20 protein-coding genes are annotated in these 17,608 nt (G+C 42.7%); 1 reads left to right on the forward strand and 19 read right to left on the reverse strand.

Going from position 1 to position 17,608, the window contains the following annotated elements; translation table 11 throughout:
* Positions 1-12 precede the first annotated feature (12 nt).
* From smpB to ybeY, 10 genes are all read right to left on the reverse strand, one after another.
* Positions 13-480: an SsrA-binding protein SmpB gene (gene smpB / locus GOM48_RS06015; RefSeq protein ID WP_001051743.1), complete on the reverse strand. Its 468-nt coding sequence runs from the start codon at positions 478-480 to the stop codon at positions 13-15.
* Positions 443-2,797, reverse strand: a complete 2,355-nt coding sequence (gene rnr, locus GOM48_RS06020) for a ribonuclease R (protein ID WP_235096432.1) — start codon at positions 2,795-2,797, stop codon at positions 443-445. The genes smpB and rnr overlap by 38 nt, the downstream gene beginning before the upstream one ends.
* A 94-nt stretch (positions 2,798-2,891) precedes the next feature.
* Positions 2,892-3,125: a preprotein translocase subunit SecG gene (gene secG / locus GOM48_RS06025; RefSeq protein WP_000282517.1), complete on the reverse strand. Its 234-nt coding sequence runs from the start codon at positions 3,123-3,125 to the stop codon at positions 2,892-2,894.
* A gap of 39 nt (positions 3,126-3,164) precedes the next feature.
* Entirely contained in the window at positions 3,165-3,314 is a 150-nt protein-coding gene (rpmG, locus tag GOM48_RS06030; RefSeq protein WP_007519517.1) for a 50S ribosomal protein L33, read from the reverse strand.
* Positions 3,314-4,513, reverse strand: coding sequence for a multidrug efflux MFS transporter (locus tag GOM48_RS06035; protein ID WP_235096433.1), 1,200 nt, complete (start codon positions 4,511-4,513; stop codon positions 3,314-3,316). Before GOM48_RS06035 ends, rpmG begins: the two co-directional genes overlap by 1 nt.
* A complete protein-coding gene (coaE, locus tag GOM48_RS06040; protein ID WP_235096434.1) occupies positions 4,500-5,105 on the reverse strand; it encodes a dephospho-CoA kinase in 606 nt (201 codons plus the stop codon). The genes GOM48_RS06035 and coaE overlap by 14 nt, the downstream gene beginning before the upstream one ends.
* Entirely contained in the window at positions 5,105-5,929 is an 825-nt protein-coding gene (gene mutM / locus GOM48_RS06045; protein ID WP_235096435.1) for a DNA-formamidopyrimidine glycosylase, read from the reverse strand. The genes coaE and mutM overlap by 1 nt, the downstream gene beginning before the upstream one ends.
* 48 nt (positions 5,930-5,977) lie before the next feature.
* Entirely contained in the window at positions 5,978-6,877 is a 900-nt protein-coding gene (era, locus tag GOM48_RS06050) for a GTPase Era (protein ID WP_235096436.1), read from the reverse strand.
* Positions 6,878-6,893: 16 nt separating this feature from the next.
* Positions 6,894-7,289, reverse strand: a complete 396-nt coding sequence (locus GOM48_RS06055; RefSeq protein WP_235096437.1) for a diacylglycerol kinase family protein — start codon at positions 7,287-7,289, stop codon at positions 6,894-6,896.
* Positions 7,270-7,767, reverse strand: a complete 498-nt coding sequence (gene ybeY, locus GOM48_RS06060) for an rRNA maturation RNase YbeY (protein WP_000275165.1) — start codon at positions 7,765-7,767, stop codon at positions 7,270-7,272. The genes GOM48_RS06055 and ybeY overlap by 20 nt, the downstream gene beginning before the upstream one ends.
* A 104-nt stretch (positions 7,768-7,871) precedes the next feature.
* Between ybeY and pavA the strand changes: the two genes are divergently transcribed.
* Positions 7,872-9,527, forward strand: coding sequence for an Rqc2 family fibronectin-binding protein PavA (gene pavA / locus GOM48_RS06065; RefSeq protein WP_235096438.1), 1,656 nt, complete (start codon positions 7,872-7,874; stop codon positions 9,525-9,527).
* A 32-nt stretch (positions 9,528-9,559) separates the two neighbouring features.
* On the opposite strand, the gene deoD is transcribed toward pavA, so the two are convergent.
* The 9 genes from deoD to GOM48_RS06110 all read right to left on the reverse strand — a co-directional run bounded on the left by deoD (position 9,560) and on the right by GOM48_RS06110 (position 17,538).
* Entirely contained in the window at positions 9,560-10,270 is a 711-nt protein-coding gene (deoD, locus tag GOM48_RS06070) for a purine-nucleoside phosphorylase (protein WP_235096439.1), read from the reverse strand.
* Between the two features lie 357 nt (positions 10,271-10,627).
* Positions 10,628-11,338: a type 1 glutamine amidotransferase gene (locus tag GOM48_RS06075; protein WP_235096440.1), complete on the reverse strand. Its 711-nt coding sequence runs from the start codon at positions 11,336-11,338 to the stop codon at positions 10,628-10,630.
* A gap of 4 nt (positions 11,339-11,342) precedes the next feature.
* Entirely contained in the window at positions 11,343-12,152 is an 810-nt protein-coding gene (locus tag GOM48_RS06080) for a purine-nucleoside phosphorylase (RefSeq protein WP_235096441.1), read from the reverse strand.
* Entirely contained in the window at positions 12,152-12,709 is a 558-nt protein-coding gene (locus GOM48_RS06085; RefSeq protein WP_235096442.1) for a DUF1697 domain-containing protein, read from the reverse strand. Before GOM48_RS06085 ends, GOM48_RS06080 begins: the two co-directional genes overlap by 1 nt.
* Position 12,710: 1 nt before the next feature.
* Positions 12,711-13,922 (reverse strand): phosphopentomutase, encoded by a 1,212-nt coding sequence (locus GOM48_RS06090; protein ID WP_235096443.1) that lies wholly within the window; start codon positions 13,920-13,922, stop codon positions 12,711-12,713.
* 23 nt (positions 13,923-13,945) lie between these two features.
* Entirely contained in the window at positions 13,946-14,629 is a 684-nt protein-coding gene (gene rpiA / locus GOM48_RS06095) for a ribose-5-phosphate isomerase RpiA (RefSeq protein WP_235096444.1), read from the reverse strand.
* 105 nt (positions 14,630-14,734) lie between these two features.
* Entirely contained in the window at positions 14,735-15,664 is a 930-nt protein-coding gene (locus GOM48_RS06100) for a peptidase U32 family protein (protein ID WP_235096445.1), read from the reverse strand.
* 124 nt (positions 15,665-15,788) lie between these two features.
* The gene (locus GOM48_RS06105; RefSeq protein WP_235096446.1) at positions 15,789-16,469 is read right to left on the reverse strand and encodes an ABC transporter ATP-binding protein; all 681 of its coding nucleotides are present in this window, start codon (positions 16,467-16,469) and stop codon (positions 15,789-15,791) included.
* Between the two features lie 13 nt (positions 16,470-16,482).
* Entirely contained in the window at positions 16,483-17,538 is a 1,056-nt protein-coding gene (locus GOM48_RS06110) for an ABC transporter permease (protein WP_235096447.1), read from the reverse strand.
* Positions 17,539-17,608: the final 70 nt, after the last annotated feature.

The following is a 17,608-nucleotide window of genomic DNA, read 5'->3' on the forward strand; positions in this document are numbered from 1 at the left end:
TTATTCCTCTTCTTATCGCTGGTTCACAGCTTTCATCACACGCGCGATGTCGCGGTTTTGTTCACGTCGCTTGATCGACTCCCGTTTGTCATAGTCATGTTTCCCTTTAGCAAGTCCTAAAAGGAGTTTAGCATAACCATCTTTGAGATAGACTTTGAGGGGAACAAGAGTCATCCCTGTCCCTTTGGTCTCTTGTTCCAATTTTTGAATTTGCTTCTTATGGAGCAGGAGTTTACGACGTCGTTCTGGTTCCTGATTCCAGATATTCCCCTCTTCGTAAGGGGCGATATGAACATTGCTCAGCCAGACTTCCCCATTTTTTACTTGGGCAAAGCCGTCCTTGAGATTGATTCGAGCAGCTCGAACGCTCTTGATTTCAGTTCCAGTCAGGACCATTCCTGCCTCTAGCGTATCTACGATTGTATAGTCGTGGTGCGCCTTTTTATTTTGTGCGACGACCTTTCCCTCGCCCTTTGCCATGCTTGACTCCTTTCTTTGCTACTTCTTTGTAAAAAGGTTTCTTGCCTTTTTTCTTTTTATCTTTTTGTGAATGCTTATGCTTATCATTTGAACGCCCTGATTTTCTCTTGTCTTCCTTCTTATCCGAACGACGACTTGAACCACGACCTCTTTCTTTGCGACCAGCTTGTTTCAAGCCTTTTTCAATGACATCAAATTCGCTTGGAATGAAGGAGAAATCAATCTCTCCAGTCATCTTATCCGCTCTTTCAACTCGAATGCGAATCTGCTGTCCTACACGGAAGGTTGTGCCTGATTTTTCCCCACGAAGAGTCAAATCACGCTCGTTAAAATGATAAAACTCAGGCAAATTGGTAATGTGAATCAAGCCTTCGACTGTATTTGGTAATTCAACAAAGAGACCGAACTTGACAATGCTGGATACAACTGCATCGTACTCTTCTCCCACGTATTCTTCCATGTACTCAGCTTTTTTCATGGCTTCGACTTCACGCTCTGCCTCGATGGCACGACGTTCACGGTTGGAAGACTGGGTTGCAATCTCTGGAATCACTTGTTCAAAATGCTCGGCTATTTCCATAGAACGCCCATAGTCGCGAATCATATGGTGAACAAGGAGGTCAGGATAACGGCGAATCGGACTGGTAAAGTGAGTGTAATAGTCAGCTGCTAGTCCATAGTGACCGTGATTATGCTCCGAATAGCGAGCTTGTTGCATAGAACGCAGAAGCATCATTGACAATACATCCGCATAGGGTTCTCCCTCAACAGTACGCATGATGTCTTGGAGGGCCTCCTGGCTAATCTCACTGGCAGTTCCATAAATTCGCAAACCAAAGCTCGAAGCATAATCAATAAACTTCTGAACTTTTTCAGCCTTGGGCTCCTCGTGAATCCGATAGATAAAAGGTAGATCCAGCTTGCTAAAGTGCTCGGCAACCGTTTCATTGGCAATCAACATGAAGGACTCGATCATCCGCTCGGCAACACCACGCTGACGAAGGACGATATCCACAGGCTTGCCTTTTTTATCCACTAAAATCTTAGCTTCACTGGTATCAAAATTAAGAGCACCACGTTTCTCTCGCATATTTTCTAGAGTTTCATGAAGCTTGGCCATGAGCTCGATACTAGGAACAATTTTCTTGAATTCCTGTCTCTTTTCCTCATCGCCAGCCAGGATGTCATTAACAGAGCTATAGGTCATACGGAAACTAGTCTTGATAACTGTTTGGGTAATGGTGTAATTAACCACACGACCATGTTTATCAATTTCCATAATAGCAGACTGGGTCAAGCGATCTACTTGAGGATTGAGCGAGCAGATGCCATTTGACAAACGCTCTGGAAGCATTGGCACCACACGGTCTGTCACGTAGACAGAAGTCGCGCGGTTAAGAGCTTCCTTGTCAAGGGCAGAGCCCTCGGTTACATAGTAGGAAACATCCGCGATGTGAACTCCGAGCTCTAGATTGCCATTTTTCAAAGGCTTAATGTGTACTGCATCGTCTAAGTCCTTGGCATCCGCACCATCAATGGTAAAGGTGATTTCATCTCTCAGGTCCAGACGGCCTTCCATATCCTTCTCTGATGGAGCATCTGGCACACTTTCTGCCTCCTTGAGAACAGCTTCTGGAAATTCTGAGACAATATCCATGGATTCCAAGACTTCAAGAACGTCAATCCCAGCATCAGTCGAGTGTCCCACCACGTCCAGCACACTAGCGACAAAGAAATCATGTTTCTTACTTGGGTATTTGTCGATAAAGACCTTAAGAACCTCTGTCCCTTCCAACTTGATAGCTGGTTTCTTCACATAGATTGGTTGGCTGATTTTCTGGTTTTTCGAACGGATATAACCAGCATACTTGGGCTTTTCCTGATCCAGAACGATTTGACCGACAACGGTTGTCAGACTATGCTCTAGGATATCAATAATTTTGGCTTCTGCAGCTGTTCCTTTATTTCTATCAGCAACTTTCTTGATGACCACCTCAACGGTATCACCATCAATGGCATAGTTGACGTCGTTTTTTCCTACAAAAAGATCGTCCTCTTCCCCTTCTAGACTGACAAAACCAAAGCCATTTTTATGGGCATGAAAAATCCCTTTGAGGGTGATTTCATGTTTCTTCTTCTGGTCCAAGGCAAGGCTACCATCATCTTCAAAACGAATCTGGTGCTTTCTTTCCATCAGAGACAGGGTTTTAATCAACTCACGGAAATCCTTGGACCCATCCTTTCCGAGAGCCTGAGCTAGGTCATTTACCGTCACTCGCCCCTTCTCTTGCAAATATTCTTTAATTTTATCTTTCATGTTTTCTTTCTAGATTTTTATAATTTTTTTGACTGATAACTTTAGAAGTGTCATTAAAAATAAAAATAGGCTAAGACCTAGTCTCGCCCATTTCTTATCTACTTGATAATACCGTCAATGCTAAGGCAATGGCTAGCCAGAAAAAGACTAAAATACCTGTCAAACGTTGCATCACAGCTTCAAAACCACGCGCTTTACTACGTTCAAACAAATCACCTGAGCTGGCATCAAATACATTGCTGGATTGGTTCTTAGTTGGTTGCATGAAAATCGCAATCACAATCACAACAGATAATACTAATAAAATGGTTAATAATAGGTTATACATATCAAACTCCTTAAAATCCCTATTATTTTACCATAAATTCTACTTAGATTCAAGATGTAGGGTTACTTTTCTTTCCTTGGGACAATACTTTAAAACTTCAATCTTGTCTGGATGGGTTTTGGAGTTCTTACTGGTTAGATAATTCATGCTACCACAAGAAGAGCATTTGAGATTGATTTTTACTCGCACTAGATTTCCTTTACTTTTAATAATGATCTAAATTGAACTAAGTTGTATAAACAACTAAGAGCCACACAGGCTGCTGTCGCATAAAAAACAGAGTGGTAGCCGAATTGCCCTGCTACTGCTGAACCAGTCATGGGACCAACAACACCCCCAAGGTAGAAAAAGACTTGGTTAAAGGCAAAAATTCTTGAAATACCTGATTTTGGAGTCATTTTGCTGAGAAGAGCATTGACCCCCGGTATCAGAGCACCCGTTCCCAAACCAAAGAGAAAACGATACAAGCCAAGTTGAATGGGGCTGGTTGCATGGGCACAAAGAAGGTAAATGATGACTGAATAAATCTGCGCTGCAACTAAAAGTCTATGATTTCCTACCTTATCTCCTAGTTTTCCCATCACTCCAGCACTCATCATGCTAGAAAATCCCATGCTGGATACGATCAAACCAGATACAAAGAGGAGATTTTCAGTCTGCCCTAAGTCCCGAACATAGAGAGCCAGAATGGGTCCAATGGATTGAGCCGAAAATTGTATGACAAAGGTAGTTAAAAATAAACTAATCAAAAGATGAGAGTGCTTGATTGAACCGAGCAATTCCTTTGTTGGTATTGCTTTCTCCTTAGCTACTGGTTGAAAATCTTCCTTGATGAAGAAAATGGTTAGGATTGCAGCTAAAAATAGGAAAGCACCCACCAATAAAAAGACATTGCGAATACCAAAAATTTCAGCAATAAAGCCTCCAACAAAAGGACCCGTCAGTGTTCCTGCAACAACACCTGTTGATAGAGTCCCCAGAGCCGCTCCTGACTTATCTTTAGGTACTTGACTAGCAATCAAGGCCGTTGCATTGGGGACAAAACCTGTAAATACACCATTAAGCAAGCGCAGAAAGAGTAGCCAATAGATATTCGGTACGAAGGCCAAACCTCCCATGGTGATGGTCATAGCAAGCCCGGCTCGAATCATCATGGGTTTTCGACCGTACTTGTCAGCAAGAATACCCCAGATAGGAGAAATCAAAGCTGCTGAAACTGCCGAAACTGAGATGGCTAATCCAGCATAAAAAGCAACTTGGTCCCCTTCAATTCCCAACTGCTCTACAAAGATAGGCATAAAAGGGACGACCAAGGAAATACTGGCTCCCGTTAGAAAACTACCGAACCAGGCGACACGAAGATTCTCTTTCCAACTAATCTCTTGCACAGCTATCGCCTCCTTCAAGTAACCTCACTACTTGACTCACAAGCTGATCACGGCTGCCATTATTATCCAATATATAGCTCGCTAGTTTTTTCTTTTCTTCTAAAGACCACTGGGCTGCCAGACGCGACTCCGCTACTTCCTTAGAAAGATGATCCCGTTTCATGAAACGTTCTAATTGGATATCACGGTCCACATAAACCAGCCACGTTTCATCAAACCAAGCACTGTAGTCCTGTTCAAATAGCAGGGGAATATCCATGAAAAACATCGCTTCTGTCTGAACCAACTGGTCTCTTAAAGCAGCCAATTCCTCACGAATAATCTCTCCTTGGGTTTGTTTAGACCATTCCCGCTCCTCAGGATTTGAGAAGATGAGACTAGCTAGGAGAGGGCGATTGAGTTCTCCATTTTCAAGGATGATTTTCTGCCCAAAGTGCTGAACTAAGAGCTGATAAAGACGACCACCAGGTTTTTGTAGCTGGTGGACGACTGCGTCAGCATCCACTACTTGAAAGCCTTGCTCTCTTAGGAAATTTGTCACAGTTGACTTACCTGAGGCAATTCCTCCTGTGATTCCGATGATTTTTCCCATCAGTCCCTCCTTTGACACTGAGGACAAAAATGAGTTCCTCGTCCACCGAGCTGGATTTTCTCAATCACTGTCCCACAGCTTGCACATTCTTGGCCAGCCTTGTCATAGACCTGATGAAAATCCTGCATAGTTCCGTCTTCCCCAAAGGCATTGGTATAGGTTCGAATAGTCGAACCACCTTTTTCAACAGCCTGTCCCAAAACAGCAATGGTCTGGTCATGAATAGCTGACGCTTCTTCTGCTGTTAAACTCTGAGAAGATCGAGCTGGATGGACCTGTGCTCGCCAGAGGACCTCATCCACATAGATATTGCCAAGGCCAGCTACCAGGGTCTGGTCTAGGAGATGGGATTTGATAGGCTTTTTAGACTTGGCTAGAGCGACTTGAAAATCCTGCAAATCAAAGTCCTGCTCTCTTGGTTCAGGGCCTAGTTTTTTAGAAACAAAGTAGGCTTCCAAAATGTCGGGCGCCAGCAGTTCCATAGTACCAAACTTGCGCACATCCTCATAAACAAGCGTACCTCCATCTTCAAACCGAATGAAAACATGGGCATGCTTGCGTTCAGGAACCTGATCTGGACAGTAAAAATACTTGCCCTCCATCCGCAGATGGGAAATCAAGACCTTATCTGTCAGGTTAAAAAGTAGATATTTCCCACGGCGTCCCATTGACTCGATAATCTGACCAGGCAATTCCTTTTGAAACTCTTCCAAATCCGTCTTAATCATCTTGGGATAACGAATCTCTAGGCTAGAAATCTTCTTTCCCAAAATCAATTTTTCTAAGCCACGACGAACCGTTTCAACCTCAGGTAATTCAGGCATCGTTCCTCCTTCTGTAAAAACAAGAAGCAGGCATGAGCCCACCTCTACTTAGTATTCTTTCTCATTATAGCCAAAATCAGCCAAATCTAGCTTTTTATCACGCCAGTTTTTCTTGACCTTGACCCATGTTTCTAGGAATACCTTATCTCCTAGCATCAGTTCGATATCACGACGGGCCAGGCTACCAATTTTCTTGAGCATTGCACCACCTTTTCCGATGATAATGCCTTTTTGGCTATCTCGCTCCACCATGATGGTTGCACGGATGTGAACCTTGTCTGTCTCTTCATCCCGTTTCATAGAGTCAACCACTACGGCAACTGAGTGTGGAATCTCTTCACGTGTCAAATGAAGAACCTTCTCACGGATCATTTCTGAAACCAAGAAACGCTCAGGGTGGTCTGTGATTTGATCAGATGGGAAATACTGGAAACCTTCCTCTAGATTTTCACTCAAAATATCGATTAGACGAGAAACGTTATTTCCCTGAAGGGCTGAGATAGGAACAATTTCCTTAAAGTCCATCTGGTTACGTAAGTCATCAATCTGAGACAAAAGCTGGTCTGGATGGACCTTGTCAATCTTGTTCACCACCAGAATCACAGGAACCTTGGCAGCTTTCAGACGCTCAATAATCATGTCGTCACCCTTACCACGAGGCTCATCAGCTGGCACCATGAATAGAACAGTATCTACTTCACGAAGGGTGCTGTAGGCAGATTCCACCATGAAATCTCCAAGAGCCGTCTTAGGCTTGTGAATCCCCGGTGTATCGATAAAGACGATTTGTTCCTTATCCGTGGTGTAAATCCCCATGATTTTATTGCGCGTTGTTTGCGCCTTGTCACTCATAATGGCAATCTTTTGCCCCATGACGTGATTTAAAAATGTTGACTTCCCAACATTGGGACGCCCTAAAATGGCTACAAAGCCTGATTTAAATGTCATAATTTCCTCTTATTGTTTAAAATAGTATATCCCAAATGCGTGGGAGAAAGATAAATGCACCTGTCACTGCAGCAAAAAGAGAGACCACAAGCACGGCACCTGCTGCCATGTCCTTGGCTTTCTTTGCCAACATAGAAAAGTGATAGTGACTGGCTAGATCCACCACATTTTCAATAGCAGAGTTCATAATCTCAAAGGCTACTACCAAGAAAATGCTCATCAGGAGAAAGAGCCATTCAATGCGTGACACCTGAAAAACAAAACCTGCAAAGATAACTACTAGAGCCGTCACTGCATGTTTTCGCATATTGCGTTCTTCCTTGAAAGCAGTCAGAATTCCTGTAAGAGCAAATTCTAAACTAGATACCAGGTCACGATTTTTCCATTTTCGTTTATTGTCTTGTGAGTCCATAGGCTGTCAAAATTTCTTCTTGTAAACCGAACATCTCCGCTTCTTCTTCCGGAGTGTAGTGATCGTAGCCGTTAATGTGTAAAAAGCCGTGTACTGCCAAGAAGCCCATTTCACGCTCAAAGCTGTGACCGTATTCCTCAGCCTGCTCATGCGCTTTATCGATAGAGATGAACAGTTCCCCAATATAAGCATCAAACTCAGACATCATCTCTGCCAATTCAGGATTTTCAAGCAAATCCTCTTCGTCAAAGGCAATGTCCAACTCTGGCTTATACTCAAGGCTGATGACATCTGTCGGACGATCCGTATCACGGTACTCGAGGTTGAGTTCGTGGCTACGCTCATTGGTCACAAAAGTGACTGCCATCTCCTTGTCTTCTTTTCCTATTTTTTGGGCTGCAAATTCCAAAATTTCTTGGGTTTGGTGCAAGATTTCTTGTGAAACTTGACCAGTTTCATCTACCATTTCAATATACATGTACTTCTCGATTCTCTTTACTTGGCTTTATTATACCACATTTCCATGATTTTATTCTACCTTTTTGATATAATACTATGGAATACAATCACAAGGAGAGAACGATGTCATTTGACGGATTTTTTTTACATCACATGGTTGAGGAATTGAGAAGCGAGTTAGTCAATGGTCGCATCCAGAAAATCAATCAACCTTTTGAACAAGAGTTGATCTTGCAAATCCGCAGCAATCGCCAAAGCCATCGCCTGCTCCTTTCTGCTCATCCCGTTTTTGGACGCATCCAGCTGACCCAAACGACTTTTGAAAATCCAGCCCAACCTTCGACTTTTATCATGGTTTTGAGAAAGTATTTGCAGGGTGCTCTGATTGAGTCAATTGAGCAAATCGAAAATGACCGTATTGTGGAAATCACGGTTTCCAATAAAAACGAAATTGGAGATCATATCCAGGCTACCTTGATTATCGAAATCATGGGGAAACACAGCAATATTCTCCTCGTCGATAAAAGTAGCCATAAAATCCTCGAAGTCATCAAACACGTCGGCTTTTCGCAAAATAGCTACCGCACCTTACTTCCAGGATCGACCTATATCGCTCCACCAACCACCGAGTCTCTCAATCCTTTTACTGTCAAGGATGAAAAGCTCTTTGAAATCCTGCAGACACAAGAACTAACAGCAAAAAATCTTCAAAGCCTCTTTCAAGGTTTAGGTCGTGATACGGCAAACGAACTGGAAAGTCTATTGGTTCATGATAAACTGTCCACTTTCCGTAACTTTTTCTGTCAAGAAACCAAGCCTTTCCTGACAGAGACTTCTTTCAGTCCAGTTCCTTTTGTAAATCAGGTGGGAGAGCCTTTTACCAGTCTTTCTGATTTGCTGGACACCTACTATAAGGACAAGGCTGAACGGGACCGCGTCAAACAGCAAGCCAGTGAACTGATTCGACGTGTTGAAAATGAACTTCAGAAAAATCGACATAAGCTTAAAAAACAAGAAAAAGAGTTACTGGCAACAGACAATGCTGAGGAATTTCGCCAAAAAGGGGAATTATTGACAACCTTCCTCCACCAAGTGCCTAATGACCAAGATCAGGTTACCTTGGACAACTACTACACCAATCAACCTATCACCATTGCGCTTGATAAGGCCCTAACACCCAGCCAGAATGCTCAACGCTATTTTAAACGTTACCAGAAACTCAAAGAAGCTGTCAAATACTTGACTGAGCTGATCGAAGAAACCAAGGCAACCATTCTTTATCTAGAAAGCGTCGAAACGGTTCTCAACCAAGCTGGACTGGAGGAAATTGCTGAAATCCGTGAAGAATTGATCCAAACAGGCTTCATTAGAAGACGCCAACGTGAAAAAATCCAGAAACGCAAAAAACCAGAACAGTATCTGGCGAGCGATGGCAAAACCATTATCTATGTCGGACGAAACAACCTGCAAAATGAGGAATTGACCTTTAAAATGGCCCGCAAGGAGGAACTTTGGTTCCATGCCAAGGACATTCCTGGAAGTCATGTCGTCATCTCAGGAAATCTCAATCCTTCTGACGAAGTCAAGACAGATGCGGCGGAACTGGCTGCCTATTTCTCCAAAGGGCGCTTGTCAAATCTCGTACAAGTGGATATGATTGAAGTTAAAAAACTCAATAAACCAACTGGTGGCAAACCTGGCTTTGTAACCTACACAGGACAAAAGACCCTCCGCGTTACACCAGACCCAGAAAAAATCGCATCTATGAAAAAATCCTGATTTTAATTGAAATCAGGATTTTCTTTTACATTTTACTCTGCAATCAAGGTTTCCAAACCAACCTTCATCATATCAGTGAAGGTGTTTTGACGTTCTTCTGCAGTGGTGTCTTCATCTGGATTGACCAAACTATCAGAAATGGTCATGATAGCAAGTGCATCAACGTGGTGTTGGGCAGCCAAGTAGTAAAGAGCTGCTGCTTCCATTTCCACAGCCTTAACCCCCCATTTACCAAGCTCGATGTTCTTTTCAAAGTAGTTTGAGTAAAAGACATCAGATGACAAGACGTTCCCAACGTGGGTGGTCATACCAAGTTCTTTGGCGATATGGTAGGCCTTGTCTAGCAAATCAAAACTAGCGATTTGTGGAAAATCATACTGTGGCCAGTCGTTGCGGATGATGTTTGAGTTGGTTGCAGCTGCTTGCGCCAAAACCAATTCACGGACATGGACATCATCATTCAAAGAACCAGCAGTTCCCACTCGGATTAATTTCTTCACACCGTAGTCCACAATCAACTCACGCGCATAAATCGAAATAGATGGCATTCCCATCCCAGTTCCCATAACAGATACACGGTGACCCTTGTAAGTACCAGTGTAACCAAACATGTTACGCACTTCATTAAAACAAACAGCATCTTCAAGGAAATTCTCCGCAATAAATTTCGCACGAAGAGGATCCCCAGGAAGAAGAATTTTATCAGCAATTTCACCCTGCTGAGCAGCAATATGGATAGACATAATTTATGATACAAAGAGCGACAAGAAAACGACTGAAAATTAGGAATCTGACGAGAAATCCTGATTTCTCAGTCAGATTATCTATTTTCCGAGTTTTCCGCTCGTGTTCAAATCAGAACACCTTACTCTACCTTTCTTTTTTTATATTTAGGATAGCGACAGAGAACAAAGTAAAAATGGGAAACTGACGAAGCATCGCAGATGCTAGACAGTTTATCTTTTTTACACAGTTCTCCGCCCGTATTCAGTTCAGTAAATACGGTTTACCCATCCTTTCTTGATTTTAAATTTAAATATTTCGCAGAACAGTTAGCCCGAGTTTGACTATAACTCAGATACTCTGCCTTTCTGTAATTCCTAGTTTACCAATGAATCTAAAAATGCGTACAGTTTTGCATTCATTTCAGAATAATTGTTTCCACGTAATTCTTCTGGCGTTTGAACAAAAGGCAACTTTTCACTTTGCTCTCTTAATTTCTCCTCACCATCCGCAGCAATCAATAATTCTATTGCGTCTGGATCAAATTCCAAATGAGCCTGAAAGGCATAATGTTTCGGACTGAAGCGAATAATCTGACGTGGACAACCTTGACTCGTCGCAAGAACAACAGCATCCTCTGTCAGCCCTGGCATATCACCATGCCAGTGGCCGGTTTCTAAAGTTTTTCCGAACAAGCTGACATGAGGATCTGTTAGACCTTGCATCGTCAATGTCACAGGATAAACGCCGATCTCGCGCTCTGGACTATGTTCATACTTCGCACCATAGGCAACAGATAGGAGCTGCGCACCAAGACAGACACCAACAATATAAATATCTGCAGCAATCGCTTCTTTCATAAAAGCAAGCTCAGCCTTAGGGTCATAGTATGGGAAGTTTTCTCTATCCTCATCAGGTGATTGAGGACCACCCATGACAATCAGAAAATCAATTCCGTCAATTGTTTCAGGAAGAGATTCTTTTTCATAAACCTTTGTTGATGTAATTTGATGACCTCGTTCTATAGCCCATTTTAGATATGCGCCTGGAACCTCAAATGTCTCATGTAAAATAAAGTGAACTCTCATGACATTACAATTCAGCAATAATAGCTTTAAGCAAGCCTTTAAAGTCGTCTTTGACACGTTCAGTCACTTCCACAACTTCTTCGTGGTTGAGTTCTTCTTGGAAACCTGCAGCATGGTTAGTAATACATGAAATACCGAGAACTTTCAAGCCTGAGTGAGCGGCCACAATAACTTCAGGAACAGTGGACATACCAACTGCATCTGCTCCCAATGTCTTATAGGCTCGAATCTCTGCAGGTGTTTCATAAGTCGGACCGGTTACACCGATATAGACACCTTCATCAAGCTTGATACCAAGTTTTTTAGCCACTTCATGGGCAGTTGCACGGTATTCTGGTGTGTAGGCTTTAGACATATCTGGGAAACGTGGACCAAAGTCATCCAAGTTTTCACCCATCAATGGGTTTTGCCCCGTCATGTTGATATGGTCTGAGATAGCCATCAAGGTACCAGGACCATATCCAATACCACCAGCCGCATTGGTTACAATGACACCTTCACAACCGAGGACTTTCATCACACGAACTGGGAAAGTCACGACCTCAAGAGGATTGCCTTCGTAGAAATGAAAACGACCTTGAAGAGCCAAGACCTTACGGCCTGAAAGTTCACCATATACCAATTTCCCAGCGTGTCCGACTACTGTTGAGCGGCCCCAGTTTGGAATGTCTGCATAGTCTACTACAACTGGACTTTCGATTTCCTCTGCCAATTCTCCAAGTCCTGATCCAAGGATTAGACCGAACTCAGGCGCTAGTATTCCCTTGTCTTTCAGGAAAGCAGCTGTTTCCTTGATCTTATCTAAAAATGTCATTATGTGTCTCCTTTATTATTTTTTAGCATTTGACCGATTTTGTCAAAGGTTTTTGCGTTGCGAATGGTGATGTTGCGATAGAAAGGCATCTTGAGCAAGTACTTGTGATAGGCAGTTGCATAGTAGGATTTTTCAGAGAATTTCCCCCAGAAAATCCCAAGTCTTCCAAAATGAACCACTTCATCTTTCAGTTCCAAACTTTCAACTTTCTCAATGACTTGATCCACATCCAAGCCTTCTGTATAAAAGAGGACATCTTTTCGAGCCAAATCTTTGGTCCACCATTCAGGCAGATTTTCAAGTTCTGCTTCAAAGTCCTCAAGACTCAGTAAAGAAAAGCTCTGAATAAATGGATAATGGACTTCAAAGAAAGCCTCTAACTTTTCCACCAATTGGGCTTTGGCATCTGTCGAAGTAAAGAAAATATTGCCACTGTTGATGTAGGTATCAACTTTTTCCAGTCCCAACTCTGTCAATTCTTGACGAAGTTGCGCCATAACAACCTTATTCTTCCCACCGACATTTATGCCCCTAACCAGTAAAGCATAGCGTGTCATCTTATACCAATTTATCTAAGAAACTTTCCCCAATCATGGCAGTTTCAACACCAAAGTTATCCGCAACTGTTGCTGAGATATCTGCAAAATGCCCAACTGGAATGACACCATTTCCTTTAAAGGCAGGGCTGTAGGCCAAAAGTGGAATGTATTCACGAGTGTGGTCTGTTCCTGCATAGGTTGGGTCATTTCCATGGTCAGCAGTAATCAAGAGAAGGTCATCCTCTCTCATAGCTGCGATAATTTCAGGCAAGCGTTCATCAAACTCATGCAAGCAATCACGGTAACCATGAGCATTGCGGCGGTGTCCATAAAGGGCATCAAAGTCCACCAAGTTTGTGAAGGAGAATCCTTTTTCAAACTCAGCAAGTCCCATGGTCTTCAATAGTGTATCAATTCCATGGCTGTTTGACTTGTTGTGGCCCATGTCATGGTTGATACCAGCGCCGTTAAAGATATCGTTGATTTTACCAACAGCGTACGTATCGATGCCAGCCTCATTCAATTTATCCAAAACAGTTGGGGCAAATGGAGAAACGGCCAAGTCACGACGGTTGGCTGTACGAGTGAAGTTGCCTGGCTCACCCACATAAGGACGGGCAATGATACGACCTAGAAGGGCAGGGCGCTCAAGGGTAATCGAACGAGCGTATTCACAGATACGGTACAATTCATCCAAAGGAATGATGTCTTCGTGGGCAGCAATTTGTAAAACAGGGTCAGCTGAAGTATAGATAATCAACTCTCCAGTTTCCATCTGACGTGGTCCAAAATCATCGATAACAGCAGTTCCTGAGTAAGGTTTGTTGGCTTCACGAATGACCTTGCGCCCTGAAAATTCTTCGATTTTTGTCAGGATTTCTTCTGGGAATCCGTTCCAAAAAGTATCGAAAGGCTCGGTAATGTTGAGTCCCATGATTTCCCAGTGCCCAGTCATGGTATCCTTACCAAGAGATACTTCTTCCAATTTTGTTGCATATCCTGTTGGATTGCTTTCAGCTGGTACAGTCTTTAGAGGCGTTTCGCGAGGAATATTTCCTAAACCAATTTTAGCCATGTTTGGCACATTCAAACCAACTGTTTTTGAAATGTGTCCCAGTGTGTCAGAAGCTCCATCTGGAACCCCTGCATTGACAAAGTTATTGGCATCTGGTGCAGCACCGATTCCCACAGAATCCAGTACCACCAAGTGAATCCGATTAAATTTTGACATAGTCTGTCTCCTTATTATTTTAGTTATCTTGCTTTTCTTGAAGTTAAAATCTGAACACCATCTCGTCCCGCTACGATGACCTTATCCACCATTTGGTTGAACAAGCCATGCTCTACGACACCGACGACATGGTCCAATTCTTGTCCGAAGGCAATTGGATCTTCAATGACATCCAAGGCTAGGTCAATGATAAAGTTCTGCATATCGGTCACAAAACGTTGACCGTCTTTTTCACGGAAACTTGGTTTGTAGCCAACTCGTTCAAACCGACGAAAGACCTGTTCTGCACCATACTGAACCACTTCTACAGGCAATTTAAAAGCACCTAGTTTTTCTACCAGTTTGCTTTCATCCACCACCCAAATATATTCTTTCGATGGTGTCGCTACAACCTTCTCCATGAGAAGGGCACCCCCACCACCTTTGATCCCATTAAACTGGCTATCTACTTCATCCGCCCCGTCAACTGTCACATCAACAAAGTCTACTTGATCAATCGACTTGAGCGGGATGTTAAGACCTTCAGCCTGTTTACTGGTCACACTAGAAGTCGTTACAGCAGTAATTTGCAAACCTTCTTCCTTTATACGACGACCTACTTCCTCTACGAAATAATAGGCAGTAGAGCCAGTTCCAAGTCCGACTACCATACCATCCTTGACAAACTCAGCAGCCTTGATACCTGCCATCTTTTTCAGATTCTCCACTTAAATACCTCCAATAAAGAGCTACTTTTATTATAACATGTATCCGTTTTTATTTCATGAATACACTTGAAAAACCCGAACATTTTTATTTCGGGTTTTGGTGTCCTATTTAACCATATCAGGATCGTAATCATAGAATCCTGTGTCGAGGAAACGGTTTTTAGGGTGTAACTTGCGCACTTCCTCATCTAACAAGAAGGCTTGGTCATGGCTGAAATTCCCCTCTTGGATCAAGCCACGCGCTTGAATAAAGAGTTTAGCAATTTCTACAAAATTTTGACCTGGGGTGTAGAGACCTTCTAGCTTCCAATGAGTAAAACCATGCTCGACCAGTTCTGTCAATTTGGTCATCAAATCAAGGTCGTTGTTGGCAAAGATGTGGGTACCATGATTGTCTTCAAAGATGGAATAATGGCTTTCTGGGTCACTCGGCTCTGCCAAGAAGAGGTCACGTTTACGCGTCTTTTCATCATCAATATGCGTAAAGTTATAGTAGTTTTGTAAGAGCGGACGTTTAGAATGGTGAATGACACTAGCTCCGTAAACCAACACTTCAGCAGGAATTTCCAAAATCTCGGGCATCTTGAAAAGTTCAGCAGATGGAATTTCACGGGCCAAGACAGCCTCAGATGCGCCAGCCTTTTGACCCCAGAAGTTAATCTGACGGCTACTTGTCACCATAGTTGAAGCATCGTAGATGGTTTTAAAGGAGTAGCCATCACGGTTGACCACGTAAAAGACACCTGCGTCCCCAACAGTAATATAGTCTGTCTTGATTTCTTCCAAGAAGTCTAGGAAAGGCTTGATACGATCCATCATATCTTGGTGCATGAGGGCATTAACCGCGACAATCAACTCTTTACCAGCCTCATGAACAATATTAGCGATGGTGCGTAAGTCTTCATAACTAAAGGTTGTTGGCAGACGAAGGCCAAAATCTTTCTCACCAACATAGATACGATCTACGCCAGCTTCGAGTAACTGTTCAACTTGTTCAATACTTTCAGCAGTTGCTGTAATGATAATCTTTTCCATAAGAAAAATTATACCACATTTCTCAAAAATCAGCTATGAATACTAGGAGTTTTATAAAAAGTCAAAGCCATTTTTAAAGCTTTCAATCAAAAAGTGAACAGTAACTTGTACCATTCACTCTATTTTATGCATGTGTTTCTTCAACTAGATGGCCATCATTCATGACATAAATACGGTCAACCTTATCAAGAAGACGGGTATCATGCGTAATCATAACAACTCCTCTTCCTTGTTCATGGGCAATGGCAGCCAGCATCTCCGTTACTTGGTAGGCACGCTGGGTATCCAGACTAGCTGTCGGCTCATCTGCAAGAACGATGCTCGGATTGTTATAGAGCGCTCTAGCAATCGCGGCACGCTGACGTTCGCCACCCGATAGAGCATTGGGATACTGATCTTGTACTTTTTCCAAATCCAACAAGTCAAACAGCTCTTTTCGGTCACTTTTACTATTTTTTCCCTTATCTAGTCTGTCAATCAAATCCAGCTGTTCCTTGACCGTTAGAAATGGAATTAAGTTTGAAGCCTGAAGAATGAAGCCAAACTCTCTAAAACGGAGGTCTGTTTTTTCCTTCTCCGTCAAACTGCCTGTTTCCTTCCCTTTGACTAGAATCTTTCCACTCGATGCTTCCTGTAGTTGTCCTAGAGTTGTTAGAAAGGTCGTCTTTCCAGAGCCAGAGGGCCCAACGATAGCTACGAACTCTCCCGCATTTAGCTGAAAATTCGTCTCATGCAGGGCTACGACTTTCATCTTTCCTTCCCCGTAAGTTTTTGTCACTTGATTCATTTCTATCAATGTTGTCATACTATTCTCCTTATCATTCTGCAATCGCAGTAATCGGGTCCACCTTTAGCAAGCGTGGAAGTGAAATGACACCACCTAGAAGGGCCATCAAGGAAATTACCAAACTTAGGACAGAGTAGGCTATCCAACTTGGATAGAAAAAGAAGGTAGCTGGTAAGACTAAAATCACTCCTCCGATTGCCAGTAAGGCTAAAGCAATCCCCATACCAGCTAGGAGGAAGATTTGACAGAAAAGAGACCAAATAATGGTTTTGATCTGTATACCCTGAGCCCGCATTATTCCATAAAGTCCTAGTTTTTGGATGGTAATGATATAAACAAAAATACCTACAATCAAGCCTGAGATGACAATCATAGCGAGAATCATCCCTGAAAATACATTAACCTGAGGTGTGTAACCAGGAATTTTCGATATCATTTTTGGAATAGAAATCTGTTTCAGTCCATCGCCAGCCACTTCTATATCATTTTTCAATACCAAAGCAGAGATGGAACGATTGGCTTTCAAGGTTCCTTGTAAGGTCCAATAAGTTGTCAGACTCGTAAAGACAACAGGCTCTGTGAAAAACTTATTTCCTTGAGTCAGGCCTACAATCTTGTAGCTTGCCTCGCTTCCATTGAGCTGAATGGCATCACCTAGCTTCATCCCATAGTTCTCAAAAGACTGATCTACGACAACCTCATCATCCCCGTCAGGGTAACGACCCTCCGTCAAACTAGGAGAGATAAAAGAATCCCAGTCTTGAGCAAAAATGGAAACATTGACCTTTTCACTACCATCGACTAGATTGGTCACAGCGAACATATAGCCCAGGGGAGCCGCATCTTCAGAACTCTTCTCCTTGTAGTCCTTTTCAGGAATAAAAGATGCTGTCAAATTATCATTTGCGTAGTCAGATAAAACCACACCCGTCGCTTGCCAGTTATCAATAGCGGCTCGGTTGTTACGTACAAGACCAAGAGCCAAACTGGTCATAAAAAAGACCATGAAAGCGATAAGAAAAATGGTAGTGAGAATCAAACTATATCGAAGTTTGTTTCGTAATATTTCTTTGATAGCAAGATACATGCTTATCTCCTTTAACGTTTCCCAGAGGTAGCAAAAGGCCACCCAGTCCAATAGACAGCATCTCTGTCTT

Origin of the sequence: Streptococcus oralis (assembly GCF_021497885.1) — a bacterium.
Classification (GTDB): domain Bacteria; phylum Bacillota; class Bacilli; order Lactobacillales; family Streptococcaceae; genus Streptococcus; species Streptococcus oralis_BQ.